The organism is Pseudomonas sp. D8002 (genome assembly GCF_013385695.1).
Lineage (GTDB): Bacteria > Pseudomonadota > Gammaproteobacteria > Pseudomonadales > Pseudomonadaceae > Aquipseudomonas.
Map to the genome: position 1 here is coordinate 15820 of NZ_JACAPM010000043.1, position 21266 is coordinate 37085.

Consider the following 21266-nt stretch of genomic DNA (forward strand, 5'->3'; position numbering starts at 1 on the left):
GCCGCGTCAGTTCAGGTAAGGGGACCAGGACGGTTCTCTGACTTCGCCTTGAGCGGTAGGAAGCGGGAGCCTTACGCGTCCATTAATGGACACGAGCATCAAGACTCCCCGGCCCTGCTGGCGGGTGGCGTAGATTACCATGGTGCCGTTGGGCGCAACAGTAGCTGACTCATCAAGGTTGGTATCTGTAAGGATTTTTACGGTTCCACGCTGCAAATCCTGGGCCGCAACCCGGAAATTAGTGAAACCATCCTGACGGTGAATCATCACCAACGTCTTTTCATCAGCCGAAAGCTTAGGTGCAGCGTTGTAGTTACCAATAAAGGTCACTCGTTCGGCGCCGCCGCCGTTGACGCTGGTTTTGTAGACTTGCGGCTTGCCGCCACGGTCGGAGGTGAAGTAGATGGTCGAGCCATCCTTGCCCCAGAACGGTTCGGTGTTGATGCCCGGGCCGCTGGTAACACGGCTCAGTTGGCGCGAAGCCATGTTCATCACGTAGATGTCCGGGTTGCCATCTTTGGACAGCACGAATGCCAGGCGTGAACCATCCGGCGACCAGGCTGGCGCGCCATTCAGGCCTTCGAAGTTGGTGATCTGCTCACGGCGACCGGTATCGATGTGCTGGACGAAGATCCGTGGACGCTTCTGTTCAAAGGACACGTAGGCGATACGCTTGCCATCTGGCGCGAAACGCGGCGACAGGATCGGCTCACGGGATTGCAGCAGCGTCACTGCACGCGCGCCGTCATAGTCGGAACGCTGCAAAGTGTAACGAGTGTTGTCTACCGAAAAACGCTCGGCCGTTACATAGAGCAAGCGCGTGGAGAAGGCACCCTTGATCCCGGTCAGTTTTTCAAACGACTGGTCGGAGATGTAGTGCGCCATGTCCCGCAGCTGATCCGTGGTGCCCGACACGCTGCCGGTCAGCACTTGCTGCTCGGTCGCGACGTTGAACAGGGTGTACTGGATCTGCAGGCGACCGCCGGCGGGCGTGATGCTGCCCACCATCAGGTACTGGGCGTTCAGCGCTTTCCAGTCACGGAAGATGACTTCGCTGGCCTGGGTCGGCTGGCTGATCATGTTGCCTTTGTCGATCGGTGCGTAGTAGCCGGAGTTGCGCAGGTCATCGCTGATGATCTGCGACATGTCGTCCGGCAGCACGCTGCCGCCCTGCCAGCCAAACGGCACAACGGCGATCGGGGTGGCCCGATCGCTACCGCTGGTGACCAGGATGTTCTTTTCATCCGCCGCCGCTATCCCTGCCATGCAGCAAATAACGACAAGCATTCCTCGAAGAAGGTTTCTCACAAGGCTAGATCCTCAGGTGTGAATGTCATCTTGAATGAACGGTAGGGAGCGAAGTCGCTTGGTTTCATTCCCTGCATCTCGGTCAACCGGCCAATGTTCTTGACCGCTGCTACCGCCGAACTGTCGAACGAACCGTCGCCACTGGACTTGGCCACGCTGACCGAAGTCACCGTACCGTCCGGCAACATGCCGATCTGCAGCACTACTGTCATGCCTTTACGTGCCGAAGGAGGACGGGTCCACCCTTCCGCTGCCCGTGAACGAATCAGGTCGTCGAAACTGCCCGCGACTTCATCACCACGTTCATCGGCCAAGGCTTGCTGGCGCTGCGGCGTGTCGGAAAGCAAATCGGCCAAGGCCTGGGCCTTTTTGTCTTCGGTCGATTTACGCGCTGCTTCCTGGGCCTTTTTCTTGGAGGCATCGGCAGCAGCTTTCTTCTTCGCATCGTCGGCGATCTTCTTCTTCGCCTCGTCAGCTTCAGCTTTCTTCTTGGCGTCGTCCGCGGCTTTCTTCTTCGCGTCTTCGACTATCTTTTTCTTCGCGTCTTCAGCGGCCTTTTTCTTGGCCTCTTCTTCGGCAGCCTTCTTGGCTTCTTCTTCAGATTTCTTCTTGGCTATATCAGCCAATTGTTTCTCTTCAGCCTTCTTGGCTTCGGCAGCTTTATCGGCTTTCTTGGCTTCATCAGCCTTTTGCGCCTCTGCAGCTTTCTTCGCCTCGTCAGCCTTTTTCGATTCCTCGGCCTTTTGAGCCGCCTCTTCTTTCTTTTGTTCCGCAGCAGCCTTCACCGCTTCCTGCTCGACCTTCTTCTGTTCCATCTGCTCGACTTCAGTCTGGCGCGCAGCCGACTTCTGGGCCTCACCCGCAATCTTCTGATTGGTCTGGGTGGTGGCCTGGCTTTTCGATTTCAGCTGATACAGGGTCGCCTGCACGATCGGCTTGGCTGGCGGCAGGTCCGGGGTCATGGCAAAGCTGACGAACAGCATGCCAAACACCAGGACGTGCAGGGCAATTGCCCAGACGCTAGGCCAGAAGTAGCTTTCCGAGGCGGACGGCTCTCGCTGTTGGTGCATCAGGGCGCCTCGGTAATCAAGCCAACATTACCGACCCCGGCCTTCTGCAGCCCGCCCATGGCGCCCATGACGGAGCCGTAGTCGACGACCTTGTCGCCGCGAATGAACACCTGGGTGTGCTTGCCACCTTCGTTGCCGGCGCGAATGATCTTGGTCACGGCATCAGTCATCTGCGGCAAGGTCATGGCCTTGTCCTGCTGTTTCTGAGTGTCGACTTCGCTGCCAAGGTTCCAGTAATAGGTCTTGTCAGCCTTGATCGAAATGGTCAGGACCTGGGTGTTGTTGTCCTGCGGCAAGGCTTCGCTGGAAACCTTGGGCAGATCAACCTTCACGCCCTGATTGAGCATCGGCGCGGTCACCATGAAGATAACCAGCAGCACCAGCATCACGTCGATGTAAGGCACTACGTTCATCTCGGCGACCGGCTTGCGCTTTTTGCGAGCTCGAGCGATTAAAGCCATTGGGAATTACCTGCTTATTCTTCGCTGGTGTGCACTTTACGGTGCAGGATCGCCTGGAATTCATCGGCGAAGGTGTAGTAACGGCTGATCAAGGTTTCGCCACGAGCGGCAAAACGGTTGTAGGCGATTACTGCGGGAATAGCTGCGAACAGACCGATGGCGGTGGCGATCAGCGCTTCGGCGATACCCGGGGCCACGGTGGCCAGGGTCGCTTGCTGGGCCTGGGCCAGGCCGCGGAAGGAGTTCATGATCCCCCATACGGTACCGAACAGGCCGATATACGGGCTGACGGAACCTACGGTGGCGAGGAACGGCAGGCTTTGCTCAAGCTTTTCTTCTTCGCGGGAGATGGCGACGCGCATGGCACGGGCCACGCCTTCCATGACCGCTTCCGGGTCAACGCCTGGCTGCTGGCGCAGACGGGAGAATTCCTTGAAGCCGGCGCGGAAGATCTGCTCGACGCCCGAATCCGGGTCCGGGTTGCTGCCCGCCTGGCGGTACAGCTTGGACAGGTCGATACCCGACCAGAAGCGCTCTTCGAAGCTCTCCAGGGCACGTCGACCAGCACGCAGCAGGTTGCTGCGCTGAAAAATCATGACCCAAGAGGTAACCGATGCGGCTACCAGGACCAGCATCACCAGTTGAACCACGACACTGGCATTGCTGACCAGGCTCCACATGGAGGAATGGTCGACGACGGTAGGTTCCACGCTAAATCTCCTGCTCTGAATGTTTACCCGCGCCGCTCACGCCGGCAAAGGCCGCGCGTAGAGTTTCGGGAATGGCCCGGGGTTTCAAACTATTGGTGCGAACACAGGCCACCAGGAACTGCCCCTCACAGAGCAGCGTTGCATCCGTAGCCCGCCTGACCTGCTGTTTAAAGCGCAGGCTGGCACGGTTCAATTCGGTTATTTCTGCGCTAACCAGCAGTTCATCGTCCAGTCGCGCCGGCGCGTGGTAACGCGCCTCGCTGGAATGCACGACAAACAACAGGTCCTCCCCTGCCAGCTGGGATTGGGCAAAGCCCAGCTCCCGTAGCCGCTCGGTTCGAGCCCGCTCCATGAACTTTAGGTAATTGACGTAATAAACGATGCCGCCAGCATCGGTGTCCTCGTAATAAACGCGACAGCGATGTGCGAACGACTGATCCCCGTTTTGCGCGCGCATACTCTAGTGCTTACTCCTCAGGTTGCCAATCCGGCCAGGCAACTGTTTTTCATTCTGTGGCACATTTCTAACGAAAGAATGACGACGCCAGCCACTAGGACAGCACAAACTCCGAATAAATCGAATCGCCAAGCGTTTTTAATCGTCTACTGCATCGAGGAATTCGTCTACTACGGGCATCTCGCCCAATCGTGACGGAATGTTTAACCCAAAGTGCAGATACGCATGCCGGGTGACCACACGCCCCCTTGGCGTGCGCATGATGTAGCCCTGCTGAATCAGATACGGCTCCAGTACATCCTCAATCGTATGCCGCTCTTCGCTGATGGCGGCGGCGAGGCTGTCCACGCCCACCGGGCCGCCGTCGAACTTCTCGATCATGGTCAACAGCAGGCGCCGGTCCTGGTGATCAAAGCCATGCTCATCCACATCCAGCAGGTTCAGCGCCAGGTCTGCCACGGGCTTGGTGATATGCCCCTTGGCCCGTACTTCGGCAAAGTCGCGCACCCGGCGCAGCAGACGGTTGGCAATCCGCGGGGTACCACGGGCGCGGCGGGCGATTTCAAAGGCGCCTTCCGGGTCCAGGGGCAAGCCAAGGATGCTCGCCGAACGGCTGACGATGGTGGCCAGATCCGCCGTGCTATAGAACTCTAGACGTTGAACAATCCCGAAACGGTCTCGCAGCGGGTTGGTCAGCATGCCCGCACGGGTGGTCGCACCCACCAGCGTGAACGGTGGCAGGTCGAGCTTGATCGAGCGCGCCGCCGGGCCTTCACCGATCATGATGTCCAGCTGGAAGTCTTCCATGGCCGGGTACAGTACTTCCTCGACGATGGGCGAAAGCCGGTGGATCTCGTCGATAAACAGTACGTCGTGGGGCTCCAGGTTGGTCAGCAGCGCCGCCAGGTCGCCCGGGCGCTCCAGCACGGGGCCGGAGGTGGACTTGATCGACACGCCCATTTCCTGGGCGATGATGTTGGCCAGGGTGGTCTTGCCGAGCCCGGGCGGGCCGAAGATCAACGTGTGGTCCAGGGACTCGCTGCGCCCGCGCGCGGCCTGGATGAACAGCTCCATCTGCTCGCGCACGGTGGGCTGGCCGATGTATTCGGCAAGGCTCAGGGGGCGAATCGCCCGGTCCTGGATTTCTTCACGATCACGAGGCCCGGTGGCCGCGATCAGACGATCAGCTTCAATCACTTAAATCATTCCCTTCAGGGCGCGGCGGATCATGTCTTCGCTGCTCAGGTTCTTGTCCTTGATGGCTGACACGGCCTTGCTCGCCTCTTGCGGCTTGTAGCCCAGGGAGATCAGCGCGCTGACCGCATCGCTTTCAGCGCTGGCCACCGGCACACCCGGCGCATCAGGCTGGTTGGGCACCAGGGCAAACATGCTCGGCACAACCTCCCAGGCCTTGAAGCGGTCTTTGAGCTCCACCAGCAGGCGCTCGGCGGTTTTCTTGCCAACGCCCGGCACCTTGGTCAGCGCGGACGTGTCCTGGGCCGACACACAGCGCACCAATTCATCCACTTCCAGGCTCGACATCAGCGCCAGCGCCAGCTTCGGCCCCACGCCGTTGAGGCGGATCAGCTCACGGAAAAAATCCCGGTCACGCTTGCCAACGAACCCATAGAGCAATTGCGCGTCTTCGCGCACCACCAGGTGAGTGTGCAGGGTCAGCGGTTCACCGACCGACGGTAAGCGGTAGAGGGTGGTCATGGGCACTTCAAGCTCATAACCCAGCCCGTTTACATCCAGAATCAGGTGCGGTGACTGTTTCTCAGCCAGGGTGCCGCGCAAGCGTCCAATCACGTTCGAATCCTTAAGAATCGGCTCAAATCAAGGCCTGGCCGGTAATAACGCGGGCATGCCGGCCGACAGCACAGGCCGTTCATGCACCCCACGCAGAATGAATGCGCTGATGCTATCAGAGACGCAGCCGGCCGCCACGACTGCGTGCGGTCCCCAAGCCATGGGGCATCAGGCTGGAACGGGTATGGGCATGGCAAATGGCAATGGCCAGGGCGTCGGAGGCATCGATTTGCGGTTTGGCGGTGAGTTTGAGCATGTGCATGACCATCATCATCACCTGCTCTTTATTGGCAGCACCGGTACCGACCACGGCTTGCTTGACCTGGGTCGCGGTGTATTCAGCGATCTCCATGCCCTCCTCGGCTCCGGCCACAATGGCCGCACCGCGGGCCTGGCCGAGCTTCAGGGCGGAGTCGGCGTTTTTCGCCATGAACACTTTTTCGATGCCCATGGTCACCGGCCCATAGGTCTGGATCACTTCACGCACGCCGCGATACACGATCTGCAAGCGCTCGGCCAACTCGCCGGCGCCGGTACGGATACAGCCCGACGCCACGTACACGCAGCCTCGCGGGGTCTGTTGGACCACGCCAAAGCCGGTGATTCGCGAACCGGGGTCGATACCTAGGATTAGAGTCATAACGCCTGCAGTTGGATAAAAAATTCTTGATATAGCCAAGATCAAAATGTGGGAGCGGGCTTGCTCGCGAAGGCGGTGTATCAGTCACCGTATTGACTGACTGACACGCCGCCTTCGCGAGCAAGCCCGCTCCCACATTAGATCTGCATCATCCTTCAGCCTAGCTGTTCAGCCACCGATTCCGGAATATCGGCATTGGAATAGACGTTCTGCACGTCATCCAGGTCTTCAAGCATGTCGAGCATCTTGAGTACCTTCTGCGCCCCGTCCAGGTCCAGCTCGGCGCTGGTGGTCGGCAGCATCACGATTTCCGCGTCGGTGCCTTTGAAACCAGCCGCTTCCAGGGCGTTACGCACCGAATAGAAGCCCGCGAACGAGGTGAACACGTCGATGGAACCGTCTTCGTTGGTCACCACGTCGTCGGCATCGGCCTCCATTGCCGCCTCAATCAGCGCATCTTCATCCACGCCCGGCGCGAAGGAAATCTGCCCCTTGCGCTCAAACAGGTAGGCCACCGAACCGTCAGTGCCGAGGTTGCCGCCACATTTGCTGAACGCATGGCGCACGGCAGCCGCGGTACGGTTGCGGTTGTCGGTCATGCACTCGACCATCACCGCCACGCCACCCGGGCCGTAGCCTTCGTAGCTCAACTCGACCATGTCGTCGGTATCGGCCGCACCGGCACCACGGGCCACGGCGCGGTCGATGATGTCGCGGCTCATGTTGGCGCCGAGGGCTTTGTCCAGGGCCAGGCGCAGGCGCGGGTTGGAACCCGGGTCACCGCCACCCTGGCGCGCGGCAACGGTCAGCTCGCGAATCCACTTGGTGAAGATCTTGCCTTTCTTGGCATCCTGACGCTCTTTGCGGTGCTTGATGTTCGCCCACTTGGAATGGCCAGCCATAACACAACTCCGAAATTCTGTAGAAACCTGTCGATCCCGCCCCAGGCGGGACTTCCCTCTTTAACGTGCAGCCCTTGTAACGCAAAGGCGCATCCGAAGATGCGCCCTTAGCTGACAATGTAAAACCTTATCGCGCTTTCACGCTGCGGCCTTACTCAGCCTTTGGTGTCTCGCGCAGACGGATATGCAGCTCGCGCAGTGCCTTGGCATCCACCACACCCGGCGCTTGCGTCATGACGTCGGCAGCACTTTGGGTTTTCGGGAAGGCAATCACTTCACGGATCGACTGGGCACCGGTCATCAGCATCACCAGACGGTCCAGGCCGAAGGCCAGGCCGCCATGGGGTGGCGCGCCGTATTTCAGGGCGTCGAGCAGGAAGCCGAACTTCTCTTGCTGCTCATCTTCGTTGATGCCCAGCAGGCGGAAGACCGATTGCTGCATTTCCTTGCGGTGGATACGGATCGAACCGCCACCCAGCTCGGTGCCGTTGAGCACCATGTCGTAGGCACGGGACAGAGCGCCAGCCGGGTTGGCTTCCAGCTCTTGCGGCGTGCACTTCGGCGCGGTGAACGGGTGGTGCAGTGCGCTGAAGCTGCCGTCGTCGTTTTCTTCGAACATCGGGAAGTCGACAACCCACATCGGCGCCCACTGGCAGGTCAGCAGGTTCAGGTCGTTGCCGACCTTGATCCGCAGTGCACCCAGCGCTTCGCTGACGATCTTCGACTTGTCGGCACCGAAGAACACGATGTCGCCGTCAACTGCGCCAACACGATCCAGGATCACATTGAGGTTGGCTTCAGGGATGTTCTTGACGATTGGCGACTGCAGGCCTTCAACGCCCTTGGCGCGCTCGTTGACCTTGATGTACGCCAGGCCCTTGGCACCGTAGATGCCGACGAACTTGGTGTAGTCGTCGATCTGCTTGCGCGGCATGCTCGCAGCGCCAGGCACGCGCAGTGCGGCGATACGGCATTTCGGGTCGTTGGCCGGGCCGCTGAACACCTTGAAGTCGACATCTTTCAGTTGGTCTTCAACGTCAACCAGTTCCAGCGGGTTACGCAGGTCTGGCTTGTCGGAACCGTAACGACGCATGGCTTCTTCGAAGGTCATGTGCGGGAATTCGCCGAACTCCAGGTTCAGCACTTCCTTGAACAGGTTGCGGATCATCTGCTCGGTGATGCCCATGATCTCTTTTTCATCGAGGAAACTGGTCTCGATGTCGATCTGGGTGAATTCCGGCTGGCGGTCGGCCCGCAGGTCTTCGTCACGGAAGCACTTGGCGATCTGGTAGTAACGGTCGAAGCCGGCGACCATCAGCAGTTGCTTGAACAGCTGTGGCGATTGTGGCAAGGCGAAGAAGGAACCGGCGTGGGTACGGCTCGGCACCAGGTAGTCGCGGGCGCCTTCCGGGGTAGCACGGGTCAGGATCGGCGTCTCGACGTCGAGGAAGCCGTTCTCGTCGAGGAAGCGACGGATGCTGGTGGTCATGCGCGAACGCAGGCGCAGCTTCTCGGCCATTTCCGGGCGACGCAGGTCCAGGAAGCGATAACGCAGGCGGGTTTCTTCGCCAACGTCAGAGAACTCGTTCAGCGGGAACGGCGGAGTTTCCGACTCGTTCAGCACTTCCAGTTCGTAACCCAGCACTTCGATCATGCCCGACGCCATGTTGGCGTTGGTGGCACCGGCCGGACGCAGGCGAACCTTGCCGGTGATCTTCACGACGTACTCGCTGCGCACGCGATCGGCGGCGGCGAAGCTCTCGGCGCGGTCCGGATCGAACACCACCTGGGCCAGACCATCACGATCACGGATATCGAGGAAGATCACCCCGCCGTGGTCGCGGCGACGGTGAACCCATCCGCAAAGGGTGATTTCCTGACCTTCCAGGGTCTCGTTCAGTTGGCCGCAATAGTGGCTGCGCATCATGATAGTGGTTTCGCTTCTCGTAATTCGAAATTCGGTGGAGGCCCGCCTCATCACCGTACAGCTAAGTCAGGTGACGGATAATGCAGGAGCCTGCGCGTAGAGTTCAACTCAGTCTGCTTTGTCGCCGCCGGCCAGATTCTTCTTCGAACCGGTCTTGAAGTCGGTCTCGTACCAACCGTTGCCACTCAGGCGAAAGCCCGGCATGGACAACATCTTCTTGAGCTCCGGTGCCTGGCAGGCAGGGCAATCGACCAGCGGCGCTGCGCTGATCTTTTGAATGGCTTCCAACTGATGACCACAGGAAGCGCATTGATAGTCGTACATGGGCATGGAGATGTCTCGGCGATCAGATCATTACTGCGCCACGCCCTGCCCTGGCTCTATCCTGTGGGAAAGTCCCGGCATGCGCAGCAAAGCCCGGGATTATATCTGGTAAATCGAGGCTGTGCAGCCGTAGCGGCGCGCTGCTCTTTATATAGATGACTGCAGCAGGCTTCTGCCGGGCGCCCGAGCCGGGGCAATCCCGGGACGGGCGCCCGGCACAAGGTTCATGCAGGGTCCGGCTGGACACTGGGCGCGACAAGCCGCCCTTTCAATACATGCACCACGCAAACCACCCTGACCAGACCGCTGAAGTTCTTTACACCGCCATAACGCAAGTGCACTTCCCGGTCCACGTAAGACAGCAGCGCACTGACCGAACACGTATTGATCCTGGCGATCTCCGCGAGGATATTCCAATACACCTCTTCGAGCCGCAAACACGTCGAAAAACCATTAAGCCGAACCGATCGGGACAATGGCCTGGCCAAGTTCATATCGAACCCCTTGGCAAAGGGATCTACCTTTATCTTGTGCAATCCGCACGTTTCCATAACTCCATTACCTGCTCCGCGTGACATACACTTGACACTCCATTGCCTGACGGCCACTCATGTTCTCGTTGGCCGTTGAGCTATAAAACATCAAGACGACAAGTGCAGCCAGAAGACAGGGAGCCGATCACCGTAGGACAAGCCAACGCGCGTATCAGGAAGCTCGCGGAATCGCGGAAATCGCCGGAAAGCAGGCATGCGAGGGGCGTCAGCTCGACGCCCTCCCGCCACCGGTGTTATTTGTTTTCGAGCAGGGAACGCAACATCCATGCGGTCTTTTCATGCACTTGCATACGCTGGGTCAGCAAGTCCGCCGTCGGTTCATCACTGACTTTATCCAACAACGGGAAGATCCCCCGGGCTGTGCGAGTCACCGCTTCCTGGCCTTCGACCAGTTGCTTGATCATGTCTTCAGCGCTCGGCACACCCTCTTCTTCCTTGATCGAAGAAAGTCGCGCATACACCGAGTAGGCACCCGGTGCGGGAAAGCCCAGGGCACGAATACGCTCTGCGATTGAATCCACCGCCAGCGCCAGTTCGTTGTACTGCTCTTCAAACATCAAGTGCAGTGTACGAAACATGGGCCCCGTTACGTTCCAATGGAAGTTGTGGGTCTTCAGGTAAAGTACATAGGTATCGGAAAGCAGTCGCGAAAGTCCATCAACGATTGATTTACGGTCTTCTTCACTGATACCAATATCGATTGCCATGTGTTTCCCCTTCAATTGATAAAAATTCATTGATCAGGTGCAGGACCACTCTAGCAAGAGTGCCGGCCGTGCGCAGCCTGGCTGCCCCTTTCGAGGTGCGGCAAATCGCCCCTTGCAGAGCGGGCTTGCCCGACAGGCAAGGCTTCAACAGCTACCGGAAAAATTACCCAGCACCTACGAAAAAGCCTGCACCTGTCTAGGACAAGTGTTTGACGCAGAAATGCCGTGCCCCTTGTAACAGCCTGAAATGCTTGATTTGAGTAGGCACAGGCTTTGCTGTTAAATAGGCAGCGTGTCGCCGCCGATATTTTTCGCGGCAAGCGGCATAGGCTGATACCCGTGCACGTGCCCAACGCCTCCCATTGTTCAGAAGCGAACCGTGCCCGTCAGCTCTTCCTTGTGATCCGTCTTAACGTGAGTTAATCAAAATGTTGAAAATCGTCCACCTGCTAACGGGCGCTGCAGCTTTGCTGCTGTCCTTTATCCCCAGCCTGCGATCAGAGACCCTGCCTTACCTGCAGCAACCTGACGCTCTCTACCTGACCTTCTTTGGTCTTCTTAACCTGACACTGGCTCCAGTCATTCCATACTGGAACAAAGGCCCGCGTCATCAACTGCAAAACCTGGTCAGCGCCCTGCTGGTCCTGGCTGTTGTCGTGCAAACCCTCACCCTGCTGGCGCCTATGCCTGAAGTGGGTGGCCACCCGGCCGTCCTGCTCAGCCTGGCAATAGCACTGGTCGCCATCGTTCTTCATCTGGCCATCAGTTTTTACCGCTCCTCCCCGGCCGCTGCGTCGCAAAGCTACGACATGACCAACCGGGATACCGGGACCGTCAAGTGGTTCAACACCTCCAAGGGCTTCGGCTTTATTTCCCGGGATTCGGGCGACGATATCTTCGTCCACTTCCGGGCGATTCGCGGCGAAGGCCATCGCGTACTGGTGGAAGGCCAGCGCGTGGAGTTCTCCGTCATGAACCGTGACAAGGGCCTGCAAGCTGAAGATGTGATCGCCGCATTGCCGCGTCGCTGATTCCAGCACCCCGAAAAAAAGAAACCGCGATGCAGCCTGGCTGCATCGCGGTTTTTTTATGCCCGGGGGGTCAACCCCTGCCTTATTAATAATGAGGCGGCGGCGCCTCTTCCTCGGACGACTCGAACTGGCCGCCCATTTCTTCCTGGCGCTTGAGCAACGCAGTCATCTGCAACTGCAGGCGTTCCACGGCACGCTGCTGGGTGACCAGGATGTCATTCAGGGTCTCGATGGTGTCGTCCTGAAAGGCCAGGCGGCTTTCCAGGTCGGTCACGCGGGCTTGAAGATCCATGGCTCAAGCCTCCAGGAACGTGAAGTCGGCCGGCAGGATCTCGCGCAGGCGCGCACGAATTGCCACCACTTGCTCGTCACTGTAGGGCTTCGCCGGGTGCTTGCCCCAGACCGGCGCAGGCCAGGCCGCGTCGTCGCGCTTGCGTACGATCACATGCACGTGCAGTTGGCTGACCACATTACCCAAGGCACCGATATTCATTTTGTCGGCGCCGAACCCTTCGTTCAGCCACTGTGCCAATGCCGTGCTTTCCTGCCACACCCGCTGCTGGTCGGCGACATCCAGTTGAAACACTTCGCTGATACCGTCGATGCGCGGCACCAGGATGAACCAGGGGTAATTCGAGTCATTGGAAAGCAGCAGCCGACACAGGGGGAAATCCCCGATAGGCAAGGTGTCTTGTTGAAGGCGTGGATCTAAGGCGAACACAGCAGTCACTCCCGTTCGGCGGGTCAGGTTTCAGGCGCCCAGCATACCTGCGAATGCCGGTCGCTTCACGGCGAATGCGCGTGGCCGAATACGCGCCCAAACAGGACGCCACGAAAAAAAGCGCACCATTTCGAGACAGGCCAATATTTCAGCTACGCTAAATGACCAATGTATCCAATTCTGGTCAAAGTCGGGACGCAGAACATGCTTCAAGACCTTGAGCCAGACGGCTTTCAAAAGGCCAAGGGTGAACGGGAGCAGAAACGCAGTCAGTGAAGCACTGCACCAAAATGACCCATTTGTGCTTCAAAGGGATCCGCCAACTACCCACCGAACGGGGTGAACCGGTAACGTTTTGCTCTGGTACAGGTTTTATGCGCCACCAAACCGGAGTGCGGCAGGCGCGTCAAGGCCAAACCAAACGGCGTAAAAAGCCCGTGCTTATGCGGTTTTTACAGGCCGTTGACACTTTTCACGAAAAAATCACATTCGGTTACGGGTTTGTGCACGCTTGTTGCATTCACACCCATATCGTCGACAACGGCACCGGCGGGAAGCAGGTGTTTCGCGACGGAAAATAACAGCGGTTCAATGCCTGACAGGGATGAGTTGAAACTTTCAGGGGTGACTTTTCCACCCCGCTTCCAAGGTTTTAAAACAGCATTGAAGTTGTCAGTCCGGTTACAAGTGGACTGTGAATTTGCGACATGGAGCTAGCAATTTACGACAGGCCCGTAAAGAAGCTGAAAGGATAGATGTGCAAGTATCGTCAATAATGTCTGCGTGATATAACTTTGCGCCGACACAAAAAAGAAAGAGCCGCCCAGACAAAAATATAGGTGGGACGGCAGTACTCTTCCTAAAACCAAAGGAGCAAATCACGATGCGCGTGATGAAGTGGAGCATGATCGCCCTGGCTGTTTCAGCAGGCACCTCGCAGTTCGCAATGGCGTCCTCCCAGGACGATTCCAAGGGCTTTGTTGAAGACAGCACTTTCAGCATCAACACTCGCCTCCTGAACTTTAGCCGCGACTTCCGTAACAATGACACCGGCAAGAGCCGCGTCGACGAAACCGGTCTGGGCTTCAACGGCCTGTACCAGTCGGGCTTCACCCAAGGCACCATCGGTGTGGGTGTCGACGTCATCGGTCTGTTGGGCGTCAAACTGGACAGCGGCAAGGGTCGTTCCGGCACTGGCCTGTTTCCAACTGGCTCCGACGGTCGCGCTCAGGATGATTACTCCAAGGGCGGCGGCGCAGTTAAGTTCCGTATCTCCGATACGGTCCTGAAAATCGGCGACCAGTACACCACCGCGCCTGTATTCGCTTCCGATGACAGCCGTCTGCTTCCTGAATTGCCACAGGGTATCTCGCTGACCAGCAACGAGATCAAAGGCCTGAAACTTGAAGGCGGTCACTTCACTTCGAGCGTGGCACAAGCCCAGACCTACCGCGACAGCCTGGGCCTGACAAAAACCGACTTCATCGGTGGTGTCTACGCCCTGACTCCAGAAGTCAGCGCCAGCCTCTACTACGCGAAGACCGAAGACTACTGGAAAAAAACCTACGCCAACCTGAACTGGACCCATGCGCTCAGCAATGAGCAGTCCCTGGCGGTCGACTTCAACATCTACAGCACCAAAAGTGATGGCGCTGGCCTGCAACGGGCTGAGAAAGACGGCACCACCAAACTGGACAACCGTGCCTATAGCTTGCAAGGCGCGTACACCATCCAGGCTCACACCTTTACCCTGGCCTACCAGAAGGTCAGCGGTGACGGTGACTACGGCTACGGCGTAGACGGCGGCGGCACGATCTTCCTTGCCAACTCCATCGCTCGTTCCGACTTCAACGCTGAAGACGAGAAGTCGTTCCAGGCTCGCTACGACCTGAACATGGCGACTTTCGGCGTACCAGGCCTGAGCTTCATGACTCGCTACGTCAAAGGTACCGGCGCCAACACCGCCGACACCTCGAACGGCAAAGAGTGGGAACGTGACATCGAAGCCAAGTACGTGATCCAGAGCGGCCCGGCAAAAGACCTGAGCCTGCGCGTGCGTCAAGCCACTTATCGCTCCAGCGATGGTGTGTACTACGGTTCGGCGTCCATCGACGAACTGCGTCTGATCGCGCAATACCCGCTGAACATCTTGTAATTGGCAGTTTGATTACAACGATGACTTAGGGTTTCGGCCCTAACTAAAAAGCCGCTCACTTGTTCGCAAGTGAGCGGCTTTTTTATTGCAACTTAATCTCAACAACCGGATAACTAGCAAGCTAACTATCTAGTTTAATCCTGCGTAACAAACCTGACACATCGGCCAGGTTTAATCATCCAGTCACACTATTACTTCCCAGCACTTTCCTGCATGACGCGAATAACCCGTTGTGGAAACGGAATATCAATCCCCGCCGCTTTCAAACGGTCACGTGCCAGTTCATTGAACATGAACATCACATCCCAGTAATCCGAAGTCTTGGTCCAGACTCGCAGGGATACCGTGATCGAACTGTCGCCCAAGGTCGAAACTACCGCTGCCGGCGCAGGATCAGCCAATACACGTGGATCCTTGGCCAGTTCCAGCAGCACTTCACGTGCTTTCTGCAGGTCGGCTTCATAGTCGACCCCCACGTCAAACACCACCTTGCGGGTCGGCTGACGGTTGGTGTTGGTGATGAGGCCGTTGGACAGGCTGCCGTTCGGGATGATCACCGTCTTGTTGTCGCCGGTGCGCAACACGGTGTGGAAGATCTGGATGCTGTCGACGGTACCGGAAGTGCCCTGGGCTTCGATCCAGTCACCAATGCGGAACGGACGGAACAACAGAATCAGCACGCCGCCGGCGAAGTTCGCCAGGCTGCCTTGCAAGGCCAGGCCGATGGCCAGGGTGGCGGCGCCGATCGCGGCAACGAACGAGGTGGTTGCGACGCCGATCATCGAGGCCACGTTGACCACCAGCATGACCTTGAGCGCAATGTTCGCAAGGCTGGTAATGAAGTGTTGCAGCGCCAGGTCAGCATTACGCAATGCCAGCAAACGCCCTACCCGGTGGGTCAAGACGTTGATCAGCCACCAACCGATGGCCAGGGTGACCACTGCCAGCAAAAATCGGCTGCCGTATTCCATGATCATCGGTAACCACGACTCCGAGGTCTTGATCAAGTGATCCACTTCAGCGTTCAAGTCCATCTACATTCTCCTGTTTGCCGGATGTGCGGCCTTATCAATCCCCACATAACAAATGAGCCCCGAAGGGCTCAATCGTTTCTGCAGGTTCTGGGCGTGGGACGTCAAAAACGTCCACAGGTTCCCGAGGGGTCCACTCAGTCGCGGAAGTTATTGAACTGCAGCGGCATGTCGAAGGTCTTGGCGCGCAGGGCAGCAATGGCCTCCTGCAAATCGTCACGCTTCTTGCCGGTGATACGCACCTGCTCGCCCTGGATGGCGGCCTGGACCTTGAGCTTGGCGTCCTTGACGTGAGCGACGATTTTCTTCGCCAGCTCCTTGTCGATGCCTTCCTTGAGCACGGCTTCCTGCTTCATCAGCTTGCCGGACGCATAGGCATCCTTGATTTCAAGGCACTGTGCATCGATCTTGCGCTTGACCAGAGACAGCTTGAGGATCTCAATCATCGCTTCCAGCTGGAAGTCGGCTTCCGCGGTCAGGTTGACGGTCAGCTCCTTTTCCTTGAACTCGAAGCTGCCCTTGCCCTTCAAGTCATAGCGGCGATCCAGCTCCTTGACGGCGTTCTCGACGGCGTTGGTGACTTCATGTTTGTCCAGTTCGGATACCACGTCGAACGACGGCATGTAATTTCTCCAATAAAAAAGGGGCGCGGCTCAGTAGAGATGGAGCACGCCCGGGCTAAAATGCCCGGGCATTATAGCGGTTCTTTCGCCTCGTTCACTGCGGGCAGCCTTACGGAGTAAAAACTGATGTCGACCACCTGGCACGTCCTCGGCGCCGGCAGCCTCGGAACACTGTGGGCCGCCCGCCTGGCCCGCGCCGGGCTGCCCGTGCGCCTGATCCTGCGGGATCACAGGCGGTTGGCGAGTTATCAGACGGCCAATGGCCTGACCCTGGTCGAGCAAGGCGTGGCTCACACCTACCCGGTCGTCGGCGAAACCTCCGACAGCCCTGGGCCAATTCATCGCCTGCTGGTGGCATGCAAGGCTTACGACGCCCAGGAAGCCGTCGCACAGCTGGAACATCGACTGGTGCCAGACGCCGAACTGATCCTGCTGCAAAACGGCCTCGGCAGCCAGGACGCAGTCGCCGCCCAACTGCCCCAGGCACGCTGCATCTTCGCCTCCAGCACCGAAGGCGCGTTTCGCGAGAGTGACTGGCGAGTAGTGTTTGCCGGCCATGGCTACACCTGGCTGGGGGATGCTCGGCACCCTACTCCGCCGCTGTGGCTGGATGACCTGCAAGCCGCCGGCATTCCCCATGAGTGGAGCACCGACATCCTCACCCGCCTGTGGCGCAAACTGGCCCTGAACTGCGCCATCAACCCGCTGACCGTGCTTTACCAATGTCGCAATGGCGAGCTGCAAGCCCATCAGTGCGAAGTGGCCACCCTGTGCGCCGAACTCGCCGACCTGCTGGAATGCTGCGGCCAACCCGCTGCCGCAGAGGATTTGCACAGCGAAGTGGAACGGGTAATCCAGGCCACGGCGGCCAATTACTCCTCGATGTACCAGGACGTGGCCAGTGCCCGACGCACCGAAATCAGCTATTTGCTGGGCTATGCCTGCCAGGCGGCCGCCCGCCACCAACTGAGCTTGCCGCACCTGCAACAACTCCAGGCGCGCCTGGTACGGCAACTGTCTGCACGCGGATTGCCCAGCGACTGAAGCACGCGCTACCCTGCCTGCTTGTTCCTTTGCAGCGAAAACCTTGATGCCACTGCGCCAGCGTCTCGAAAATCTACCGGTTGGGCAGAAACTGCTGGCGGCCCTGCTGGTTTTGTTGACCACCGTCTTGCTAGTGGCCAACCTGACCTTTATCAGCGCCGCCTACTGGATCTCCCAGGAAAGCATGGCGCCCCAGGCCTTGCAGGCCATCGGTCGGCTGGTGTCCAACCCGTCGCTCGCCGCCGAGTCCCTGGACTCACCGCTCAAGGCGCAAACCCTGCTGGATGAACTGACCAGCTACTCGCCATTGCGGGCCGCGGCCTTATACGACGGAGACGGCACGCGCCTGGCCCAGCTGCAACATGCCAATCGCCTGCACCTGCCAGATAATTTCCGGGACATTGAAACCTGGCGTACCACCGAATTTCGCAGCAACCAGGTGATCACCCTGCCCCGTGCCGGCAAACCGTCCGGGCACTTGCTGCTGGTGGCCAGCAGCGAACTGCCGGTGGCTTTCTATACCGGGACCTTCACCGCCAGCCTGGGTATCCTGATCTTCAGCGTGCTGCTGTGGCTGGTGATCGCCCGGCAGATCAAGCGCCTGATTACCCGGCCGATCCACGAACTGGAAGAATTGTCGCGCCAGGTCACCCGGGAAGAGAACTACGCCCTGCGCGCCGGTCGCGGCAACCATGATGAAATCGGCAGCCTAGCCGAAGCTTTCAACACCATGCTTTCGCGCATTGAAGCCCGTGAGCAGCAACTCAAGCGCGCGCGGGACGATTCCCAGGCCGCCTACGATCAAGCCCAGGGCCTGGCGGAAGAAACCCGCCACACCAACCGCAAGCTGGAACTGGAAGTCCAGGTGCGCAGCAAGATCGAGAAAAAGCTCACCGGCTTCCAGAACTACCTCAACAGCATCATCGACTCGATGCCCTCGGCGCTGATCGCCCTCGACGAACAACTCTACGTCACCCAGTGGAACCAGGAAGCCAGCGCACTTTCCGGGACCCGCCTGGACGAGGCGCTGAACCAGCCGATTTTCCTCGCCTTCCAGCCGCTCAAGCCGTTCCTGCCGCAGATCAAGGCCACGGTAGAGCAACACACCGTGGAGCGGATCGAGCGCGTTACCTGGGTCAAGGATGACGAACCCAAGCACTACGCCCTGACCTTCTACCCGTTGATGGGCGGTGCCGGGCGCGGCGTGGTGATCCGGATCGACGACATCACCCAGCGCCTGTCCCTGGAAGAAATGATGGTGCAGTCAGAGAAAATGCTCTCGGTCGGTGGCCTGGCCGCCGGCATGGCGCACGAAATCAACAACCCGTTGGGAGCGATCCTGCATAACGTGCAGAACATTCGCCGCCGGTTGTCCAACGAACTGCCGAAAAACCTCGAGCACGCCGAACAGGCGGGCATCGACCTGGACTCGGTCAACCGCTACCTGCAAAGCCGCGAAGTGCCACAGTTGCTCGACGGCATCCAGCAGGCTGGCGCCCGGGCGGCGAAAATCGTCACCCACATGCTCAGCTTCAGCCGCCGCAGCAACCGGCAGATGGCGCCGTGCGACTTGCCGGCCTTGATCGACCAGGCCGTGGAAATTGCCGGCAACGACTTCGACCTCACCGTCGGCTTCGACTTCAAGGGCCAGGCGATCATCCGCCAGTTCGACCCGCAACTGGGCCCGGTACCCGGCACCGCCAACGAACTGGAGCAAGTACTGCTCAACCTGCTGAAAAACGCCGCCCAGGCCATTCATCAGCGCGAAGACGGCAGCGAGCCCGGCCGGATCATCCTGCGCACCCGGCTCAACCCGCCGTGGGCAGAAATCCAGGTGGAAGACAACGGCATCGGTATGAGCGAGAACGTGCGCAAACGCACGTTTGAGCCGTTCTTCACCACCAAGGAAATCGGCCAGGGCACCGGGCTTGGGTTGTCGGTTTCGTATTTCATCATCACCAACAATCACAAGGGGCAGATGGAAGTGCATTCGACCCTTGGCCAGGGTACCTGCTTCACCTTGCGCCTGCCCCTGGCGGGCAGCCAATTGCCACCCAACGAACTCACTCAACTGGAGCGCTAACCATGGGCTTTCGCCTGTCGAAAATTTACACCCGTACCGGCGACAAGGGCGAAACCGGCCTGGGCGACGGCCGCCGCGTGCCCAAGGACCATCCACGGGTGGAGGCGATTGGCGAGGTGGATGCGCTGAACAGCCAGTTGGGTTTGTTGCTGGCGGGATTGGAGGAACAAAGCGGGCAGCATCCAGCGTTGAAGGATGTGATCGAGGTGCTGACACCTTGCCAGCATCGTCTGTTTGACCTGGGCGGCGAATTGGCGATGCCGGTGTACAAGGCGCTGAACGCGGCGGAAGTCGACCGCCTTGAGGCGGCGATCGATCGCTGGAATGAAGAGGTCGGGCCGCTGGAGAACTTCATTCTGCCGGGTGGTTCGGCGTTGATTGCCCAGGCCCATGTATGCCGAAGCCTGGCTCGCAGTGCGGAGCGCCGGTGTCAGCACCTGAATGCAGAGGAACCGCTGGAAGGCGTCGGGTTGGCGTACATCAACCGGCTGTCGGACTTGCTCTTTGTGGCAGCCAGGGTGATTGCCAAGCGCCAGGGCGTTGCAGAGATCTTGTGGCAGGCGGCGGCAAAGCCGCACTGACGCTTACTGACCGATTGCAACCTGTGGCGAGGGAGCTTGCTCCCGCTGGGCTGCGTAGCAGACCCAAAATATTGGGAGCGCTGCGCACTCCAGCGGGAGCAAGCTCCCTCGCCACAACAGCTCCCCTGGCCACTCGCCAGGGTTATGCCTAAACCTCAGGCCAGAACGCCCGAATCCCCGCCACACCTTGAGCACCAGCCTCCCAGGCCTTTTCCCGCTCAGCAGGACCCACCCCACCGAGCAAGAACACCGGCTTGCTGAACCCACTGATCAACTGCTGTGCCTGCTCCCAGCCCAACGGCTCGGCATCAGGATGAGTCTGGGTCGGCTGCACCGGCGACAAGGTGACGAAATCCACGTCCATCAACTCCGCCAAGGCTAATTCCTCAGCATTGTGGCAAGACGCCGCCAACCAGCGATCCTTCGGCAAAGGACGTCCCTTGCTGGCGTACTTGCGCAGTTGCGCCGAGGTCATATGCCAGCCGGCCGCGGGAAAATCCCCCAGCCATTCAAACGGCCCCTTGAGCATCAGTTGCGCCTTGCCCGCACACAGGCCCACGGCGTCCACCGCCAGGTCACGGTACTTGGGGTCGTAACCGTTGGGGGCACGCAGCTGAACCAGTTTGATGCCACCAGCGATGGCTTTTTGAATACCGCGCAGCAGGACGGGTGTCTCCAGCTCGCCCGGAGTGATCAAGTAGTCAGCCGGTAAACGCGCCGCCGCAACGATCGGCGCATTGGCTGCCGGAAACTCATAGTTCGGCAGGTCCCGCTGGGCCACCCACTCAAGGGGTTGGCCTTCGGCACCGTGGGGCTCGCCGGTAAAGGCCGAGACTTCCCAGACATCCAGCAACACCTGTTTGTCCGGGTAATCATGCTGCACCTTGATCAACGGGCGAGCCGCCGTGACCTGGATGCCCAGCTCCTCCTGCAATTCACGGGACAGCGCGGTAGCGACCGACTCATCGGCCTCCACCTTGCCACCGGGAAACTCCCAGAGGCCGCCCTGATGCTGGGTATCGGCGCGGCGCGCCAGCAGAATCCTGCCGTCGACACCCCGGATGACCGCTGCTGCTACATGAACTCGTTTCACCGCACTATTTCCTCTGAATCGGTTTGAAGACCTGC

23 protein-coding genes are annotated in these 21266 nt (G+C 59.2%); 5 read left to right on the forward strand and 18 right to left on the reverse strand.

Annotated features, from left to right (window positions below; translation table 11 throughout):
• Positions 1-6: 6 nt before the first annotated feature.
• The 13 genes from tolB to HX807_RS24955 all read right to left on the reverse strand — a co-directional run bounded on the left by tolB (position 7) and on the right by HX807_RS24955 (position 10869).
• A complete protein-coding gene (gene tolB, locus HX807_RS24895; protein WP_032868196.1) occupies positions 7-1287 on the reverse strand; it encodes a Tol-Pal system beta propeller repeat protein TolB in 1281 nt (426 codons plus the stop codon).
• Between the two features lie 17 nt (positions 1288-1304).
• Entirely contained in the window at positions 1305-2378 is a 1074-nt protein-coding gene (gene tolA / locus HX807_RS24900) for a cell envelope integrity protein TolA (RefSeq protein WP_003209823.1), read from the reverse strand.
• Complete coding sequence (tolR, locus tag HX807_RS24905) at positions 2378-2830, reverse strand: protein TolR (RefSeq protein ID WP_161635741.1); 453 nt, start codon at positions 2828-2830, stop codon at positions 2378-2380. Before tolR ends, tolA begins: the two co-directional genes overlap by 1 nt.
• 23 nt (positions 2831-2853) lie before the next feature.
• On the reverse strand, positions 2854-3549 hold the full coding sequence (gene tolQ / locus HX807_RS24910; protein WP_003209819.1) for a protein TolQ: 696 nt from the start codon (positions 3547-3549) through the stop codon (positions 2854-2856).
• Between the two features lies 1 nt (position 3550).
• Positions 3551-4006: a tol-pal system-associated acyl-CoA thioesterase gene (ybgC, locus tag HX807_RS24915; RefSeq protein ID WP_008432379.1), complete on the reverse strand. Its 456-nt coding sequence runs from the start codon at positions 4004-4006 to the stop codon at positions 3551-3553.
• A 138-nt stretch (positions 4007-4144) separates the two neighbouring features.
• On the reverse strand, positions 4145-5203 hold the full coding sequence (gene ruvB, locus HX807_RS24920) for a Holliday junction branch migration DNA helicase RuvB (RefSeq protein WP_003209815.1): 1059 nt from the start codon (positions 5201-5203) through the stop codon (positions 4145-4147).
• A complete protein-coding gene (gene ruvA / locus HX807_RS24925; protein ID WP_177051402.1) occupies positions 5204-5815 on the reverse strand; it encodes a Holliday junction branch migration protein RuvA in 612 nt (203 codons plus the stop codon). It abuts the gene before it with no gap.
• Positions 5816-5930: 115 nt separating this feature from the next.
• Positions 5931-6455, reverse strand: coding sequence for a crossover junction endodeoxyribonuclease RuvC (ruvC, locus tag HX807_RS24930; protein WP_003209812.1), 525 nt, complete (start codon positions 6453-6455; stop codon positions 5931-5933).
• Positions 6456-6610: 155 nt separating this feature from the next.
• Positions 6611-7357 carry a YebC/PmpR family DNA-binding transcriptional regulator gene (locus tag HX807_RS24935; RefSeq protein ID WP_003209810.1) on the reverse strand — a complete coding sequence of 249 codons (747 nt, stop codon included), beginning with the start codon at positions 7355-7357 and terminating at the stop codon, positions 6611-6613.
• A 151-nt stretch (positions 7358-7508) separates the two neighbouring features.
• Positions 7509-9284: an aspartate--tRNA ligase gene (gene aspS, locus HX807_RS24940; protein ID WP_003209808.1), complete on the reverse strand. Its 1776-nt coding sequence runs from the start codon at positions 9282-9284 to the stop codon at positions 7509-7511.
• Positions 9285-9392: 108 nt separating this feature from the next.
• On the reverse strand, positions 9393-9614 hold the full coding sequence (locus HX807_RS24945; RefSeq protein ID WP_003209804.1) for an FmdB family zinc ribbon protein: 222 nt from the start codon (positions 9612-9614) through the stop codon (positions 9393-9395).
• A 218-nt stretch (positions 9615-9832) separates the two neighbouring features.
• Positions 9833-10186, reverse strand: a complete 354-nt coding sequence (locus HX807_RS24950; protein WP_043225921.1) for a ribbon-helix-helix domain-containing protein — start codon at positions 10184-10186, stop codon at positions 9833-9835.
• A 209-nt stretch (positions 10187-10395) separates the two neighbouring features.
• Positions 10396-10869, reverse strand: a complete 474-nt coding sequence (locus tag HX807_RS24955; RefSeq protein WP_003209800.1) for a Dps family protein — start codon at positions 10867-10869, stop codon at positions 10396-10398.
• A gap of 428 nt (positions 10870-11297) precedes the next feature.
• Here HX807_RS24955 and HX807_RS31840 point away from each other — a divergent pair, with 428 nt between their 5' ends.
• A complete protein-coding gene (locus tag HX807_RS31840; RefSeq protein ID WP_003209798.1) occupies positions 11298-11900 on the forward strand; it encodes a cold-shock protein in 603 nt (200 codons plus the stop codon).
• Between the two features lie 85 nt (positions 11901-11985).
• On the opposite strand, the gene HX807_RS24965 is transcribed toward HX807_RS31840, so the two are convergent.
• Both HX807_RS24965 and HX807_RS24970 read right to left on the reverse strand, forming a co-directional pair.
• Entirely contained in the window at positions 11986-12192 is a 207-nt protein-coding gene (locus HX807_RS24965) for a SlyX family protein (RefSeq protein ID WP_003209796.1), read from the reverse strand.
• Between the two features lie 3 nt (positions 12193-12195).
• The gene (locus HX807_RS24970; protein WP_003209794.1) at positions 12196-12621 is read right to left on the reverse strand and encodes an HIT domain-containing protein; all 426 of its coding nucleotides are present in this window, start codon (positions 12619-12621) and stop codon (positions 12196-12198) included.
• Between the two features lie 883 nt (positions 12622-13504).
• Here HX807_RS24970 and HX807_RS24975 point away from each other — a divergent pair.
• The gene (locus HX807_RS24975) at positions 13505-14776 is read left to right on the forward strand and encodes an OprD family porin (RefSeq protein ID WP_003209790.1); all 1272 of its coding nucleotides are present in this window, start codon (positions 13505-13507) and stop codon (positions 14774-14776) included.
• 191 nt (positions 14777-14967) lie between these two features.
• Here the strand turns inward: HX807_RS24975 and HX807_RS24980 are convergent, their stop codons facing one another.
• Both HX807_RS24980 and HX807_RS24985 read right to left on the reverse strand, forming a co-directional pair.
• Positions 14968-15810 (reverse strand): mechanosensitive ion channel family protein, encoded by an 843-nt coding sequence (locus tag HX807_RS24980; protein WP_003209787.1) that lies wholly within the window; start codon positions 15808-15810, stop codon positions 14968-14970.
• A gap of 134 nt (positions 15811-15944) precedes the next feature.
• Positions 15945-16430, reverse strand: a complete 486-nt coding sequence (locus HX807_RS24985) for a YajQ family cyclic di-GMP-binding protein (protein WP_003209785.1) — start codon at positions 16428-16430, stop codon at positions 15945-15947.
• 126 nt (positions 16431-16556) lie between these two features.
• Here HX807_RS24985 and HX807_RS24990 point away from each other — a divergent pair, with 126 nt between their 5' ends.
• From HX807_RS24990 to HX807_RS25000, 3 genes are read left to right on the forward strand one after another with little or no spacing between them, the layout of a single operon-like run.
• Positions 16557-17474: a putative 2-dehydropantoate 2-reductase gene (locus HX807_RS24990; protein WP_177051405.1), complete on the forward strand. Its 918-nt coding sequence runs from the start codon at positions 16557-16559 to the stop codon at positions 17472-17474.
• 46 nt (positions 17475-17520) lie between these two features.
• Positions 17521-19557: an ATP-binding protein gene (locus tag HX807_RS24995; RefSeq protein WP_003209782.1), complete on the forward strand. Its 2037-nt coding sequence runs from the start codon at positions 17521-17523 to the stop codon at positions 19555-19557.
• Between the two features lie 2 nt (positions 19558-19559).
• Complete coding sequence (locus HX807_RS25000; protein WP_008432363.1) at positions 19560-20138, forward strand: cob(I)yrinic acid a,c-diamide adenosyltransferase; 579 nt, start codon at positions 19560-19562, stop codon at positions 20136-20138.
• 148 nt (positions 20139-20286) lie between these two features.
• On the opposite strand, the gene HX807_RS25005 is transcribed toward HX807_RS25000, so the two are convergent.
• Entirely contained in the window at positions 20287-21231 is a 945-nt protein-coding gene (locus HX807_RS25005; protein WP_102369787.1) for a Nudix family hydrolase, read from the reverse strand.
• Between the last annotated feature and the right edge of the window lie 35 nt (positions 21232-21266).

Coding starts and splice junctions, on each gene's coding strand:
- HX807_RS24990 (WP_177051405.1), top strand. CDS start 16,557: ATGTCGACCACCTGGCACGTCCTCGGCGCCGGCAGCCTCGGAACACTG.
- tolB (WP_032868196.1), bottom strand. CDS start 1,287: ATGCTTGTCGTTATTTGCTGCATGGCAGGGATAGCGGCGGCGGATGAA.
- HX807_RS24980 (WP_003209787.1), bottom strand. CDS start 15,810: ATGGACTTGAACGCTGAAGTGGATCACTTGATCAAGACCTCGGAGTCG.
- ruvC (WP_003209812.1), bottom strand. CDS start 6,455: ATGACTCTAATCCTAGGTATCGACCCCGGTTCGCGAATCACCGGCTTT.
- HX807_RS24965 (WP_003209796.1), bottom strand. CDS start 12,192: ATGGATCTTCAAGCCCGCGTGACCGACCTGGAAAGCCGCCTGGCCTTT.
- HX807_RS24950 (WP_043225921.1), bottom strand. CDS start 10,186: ATGTCACGCGGAGCAGGTAATGGAGTTATGGAAACGTGCGGATTGCAC.
- HX807_RS24945 (WP_003209804.1), bottom strand. CDS start 9,614: ATGCCCATGTACGACTATCAATGCGCTTCCTGTGGTCATCAGTTGGAA.
- tolA (WP_003209823.1), bottom strand. CDS start 2,378: ATGCACCAACAGCGAGAGCCGTCCGCCTCGGAAAGCTACTTCTGGCCT.
- aspS (WP_003209808.1), bottom strand. CDS start 9,284: ATGATGCGCAGCCACTATTGCGGCCAACTGAACGAGACCCTGGAAGGT.
- ybgC (WP_008432379.1), bottom strand. CDS start 4,006: ATGCGCGCGCAAAACGGGGATCAGTCGTTCGCACATCGCTGTCGCGTT.
- HX807_RS24955 (WP_003209800.1), bottom strand. CDS start 10,869: ATGGCAATCGATATTGGTATCAGTGAAGAAGACCGTAAATCAATCGTT.
- HX807_RS24985 (WP_003209785.1), bottom strand. CDS start 16,430: ATGCCGTCGTTCGACGTGGTATCCGAACTGGACAAACATGAAGTCACC.
- HX807_RS24995 (WP_003209782.1), top strand. CDS start 17,521: ATGCCACTGCGCCAGCGTCTCGAAAATCTACCGGTTGGGCAGAAACTG.
- HX807_RS24975 (WP_003209790.1), top strand. CDS start 13,505: ATGCGCGTGATGAAGTGGAGCATGATCGCCCTGGCTGTTTCAGCAGGC.
- HX807_RS24935 (WP_003209810.1), bottom strand. CDS start 7,357: ATGGCTGGCCATTCCAAGTGGGCGAACATCAAGCACCGCAAAGAGCGT.
- HX807_RS31840 (WP_003209798.1), top strand. CDS start 11,298: ATGTTGAAAATCGTCCACCTGCTAACGGGCGCTGCAGCTTTGCTGCTG.
- HX807_RS25000 (WP_008432363.1), top strand. CDS start 19,560: ATGGGCTTTCGCCTGTCGAAAATTTACACCCGTACCGGCGACAAGGGC.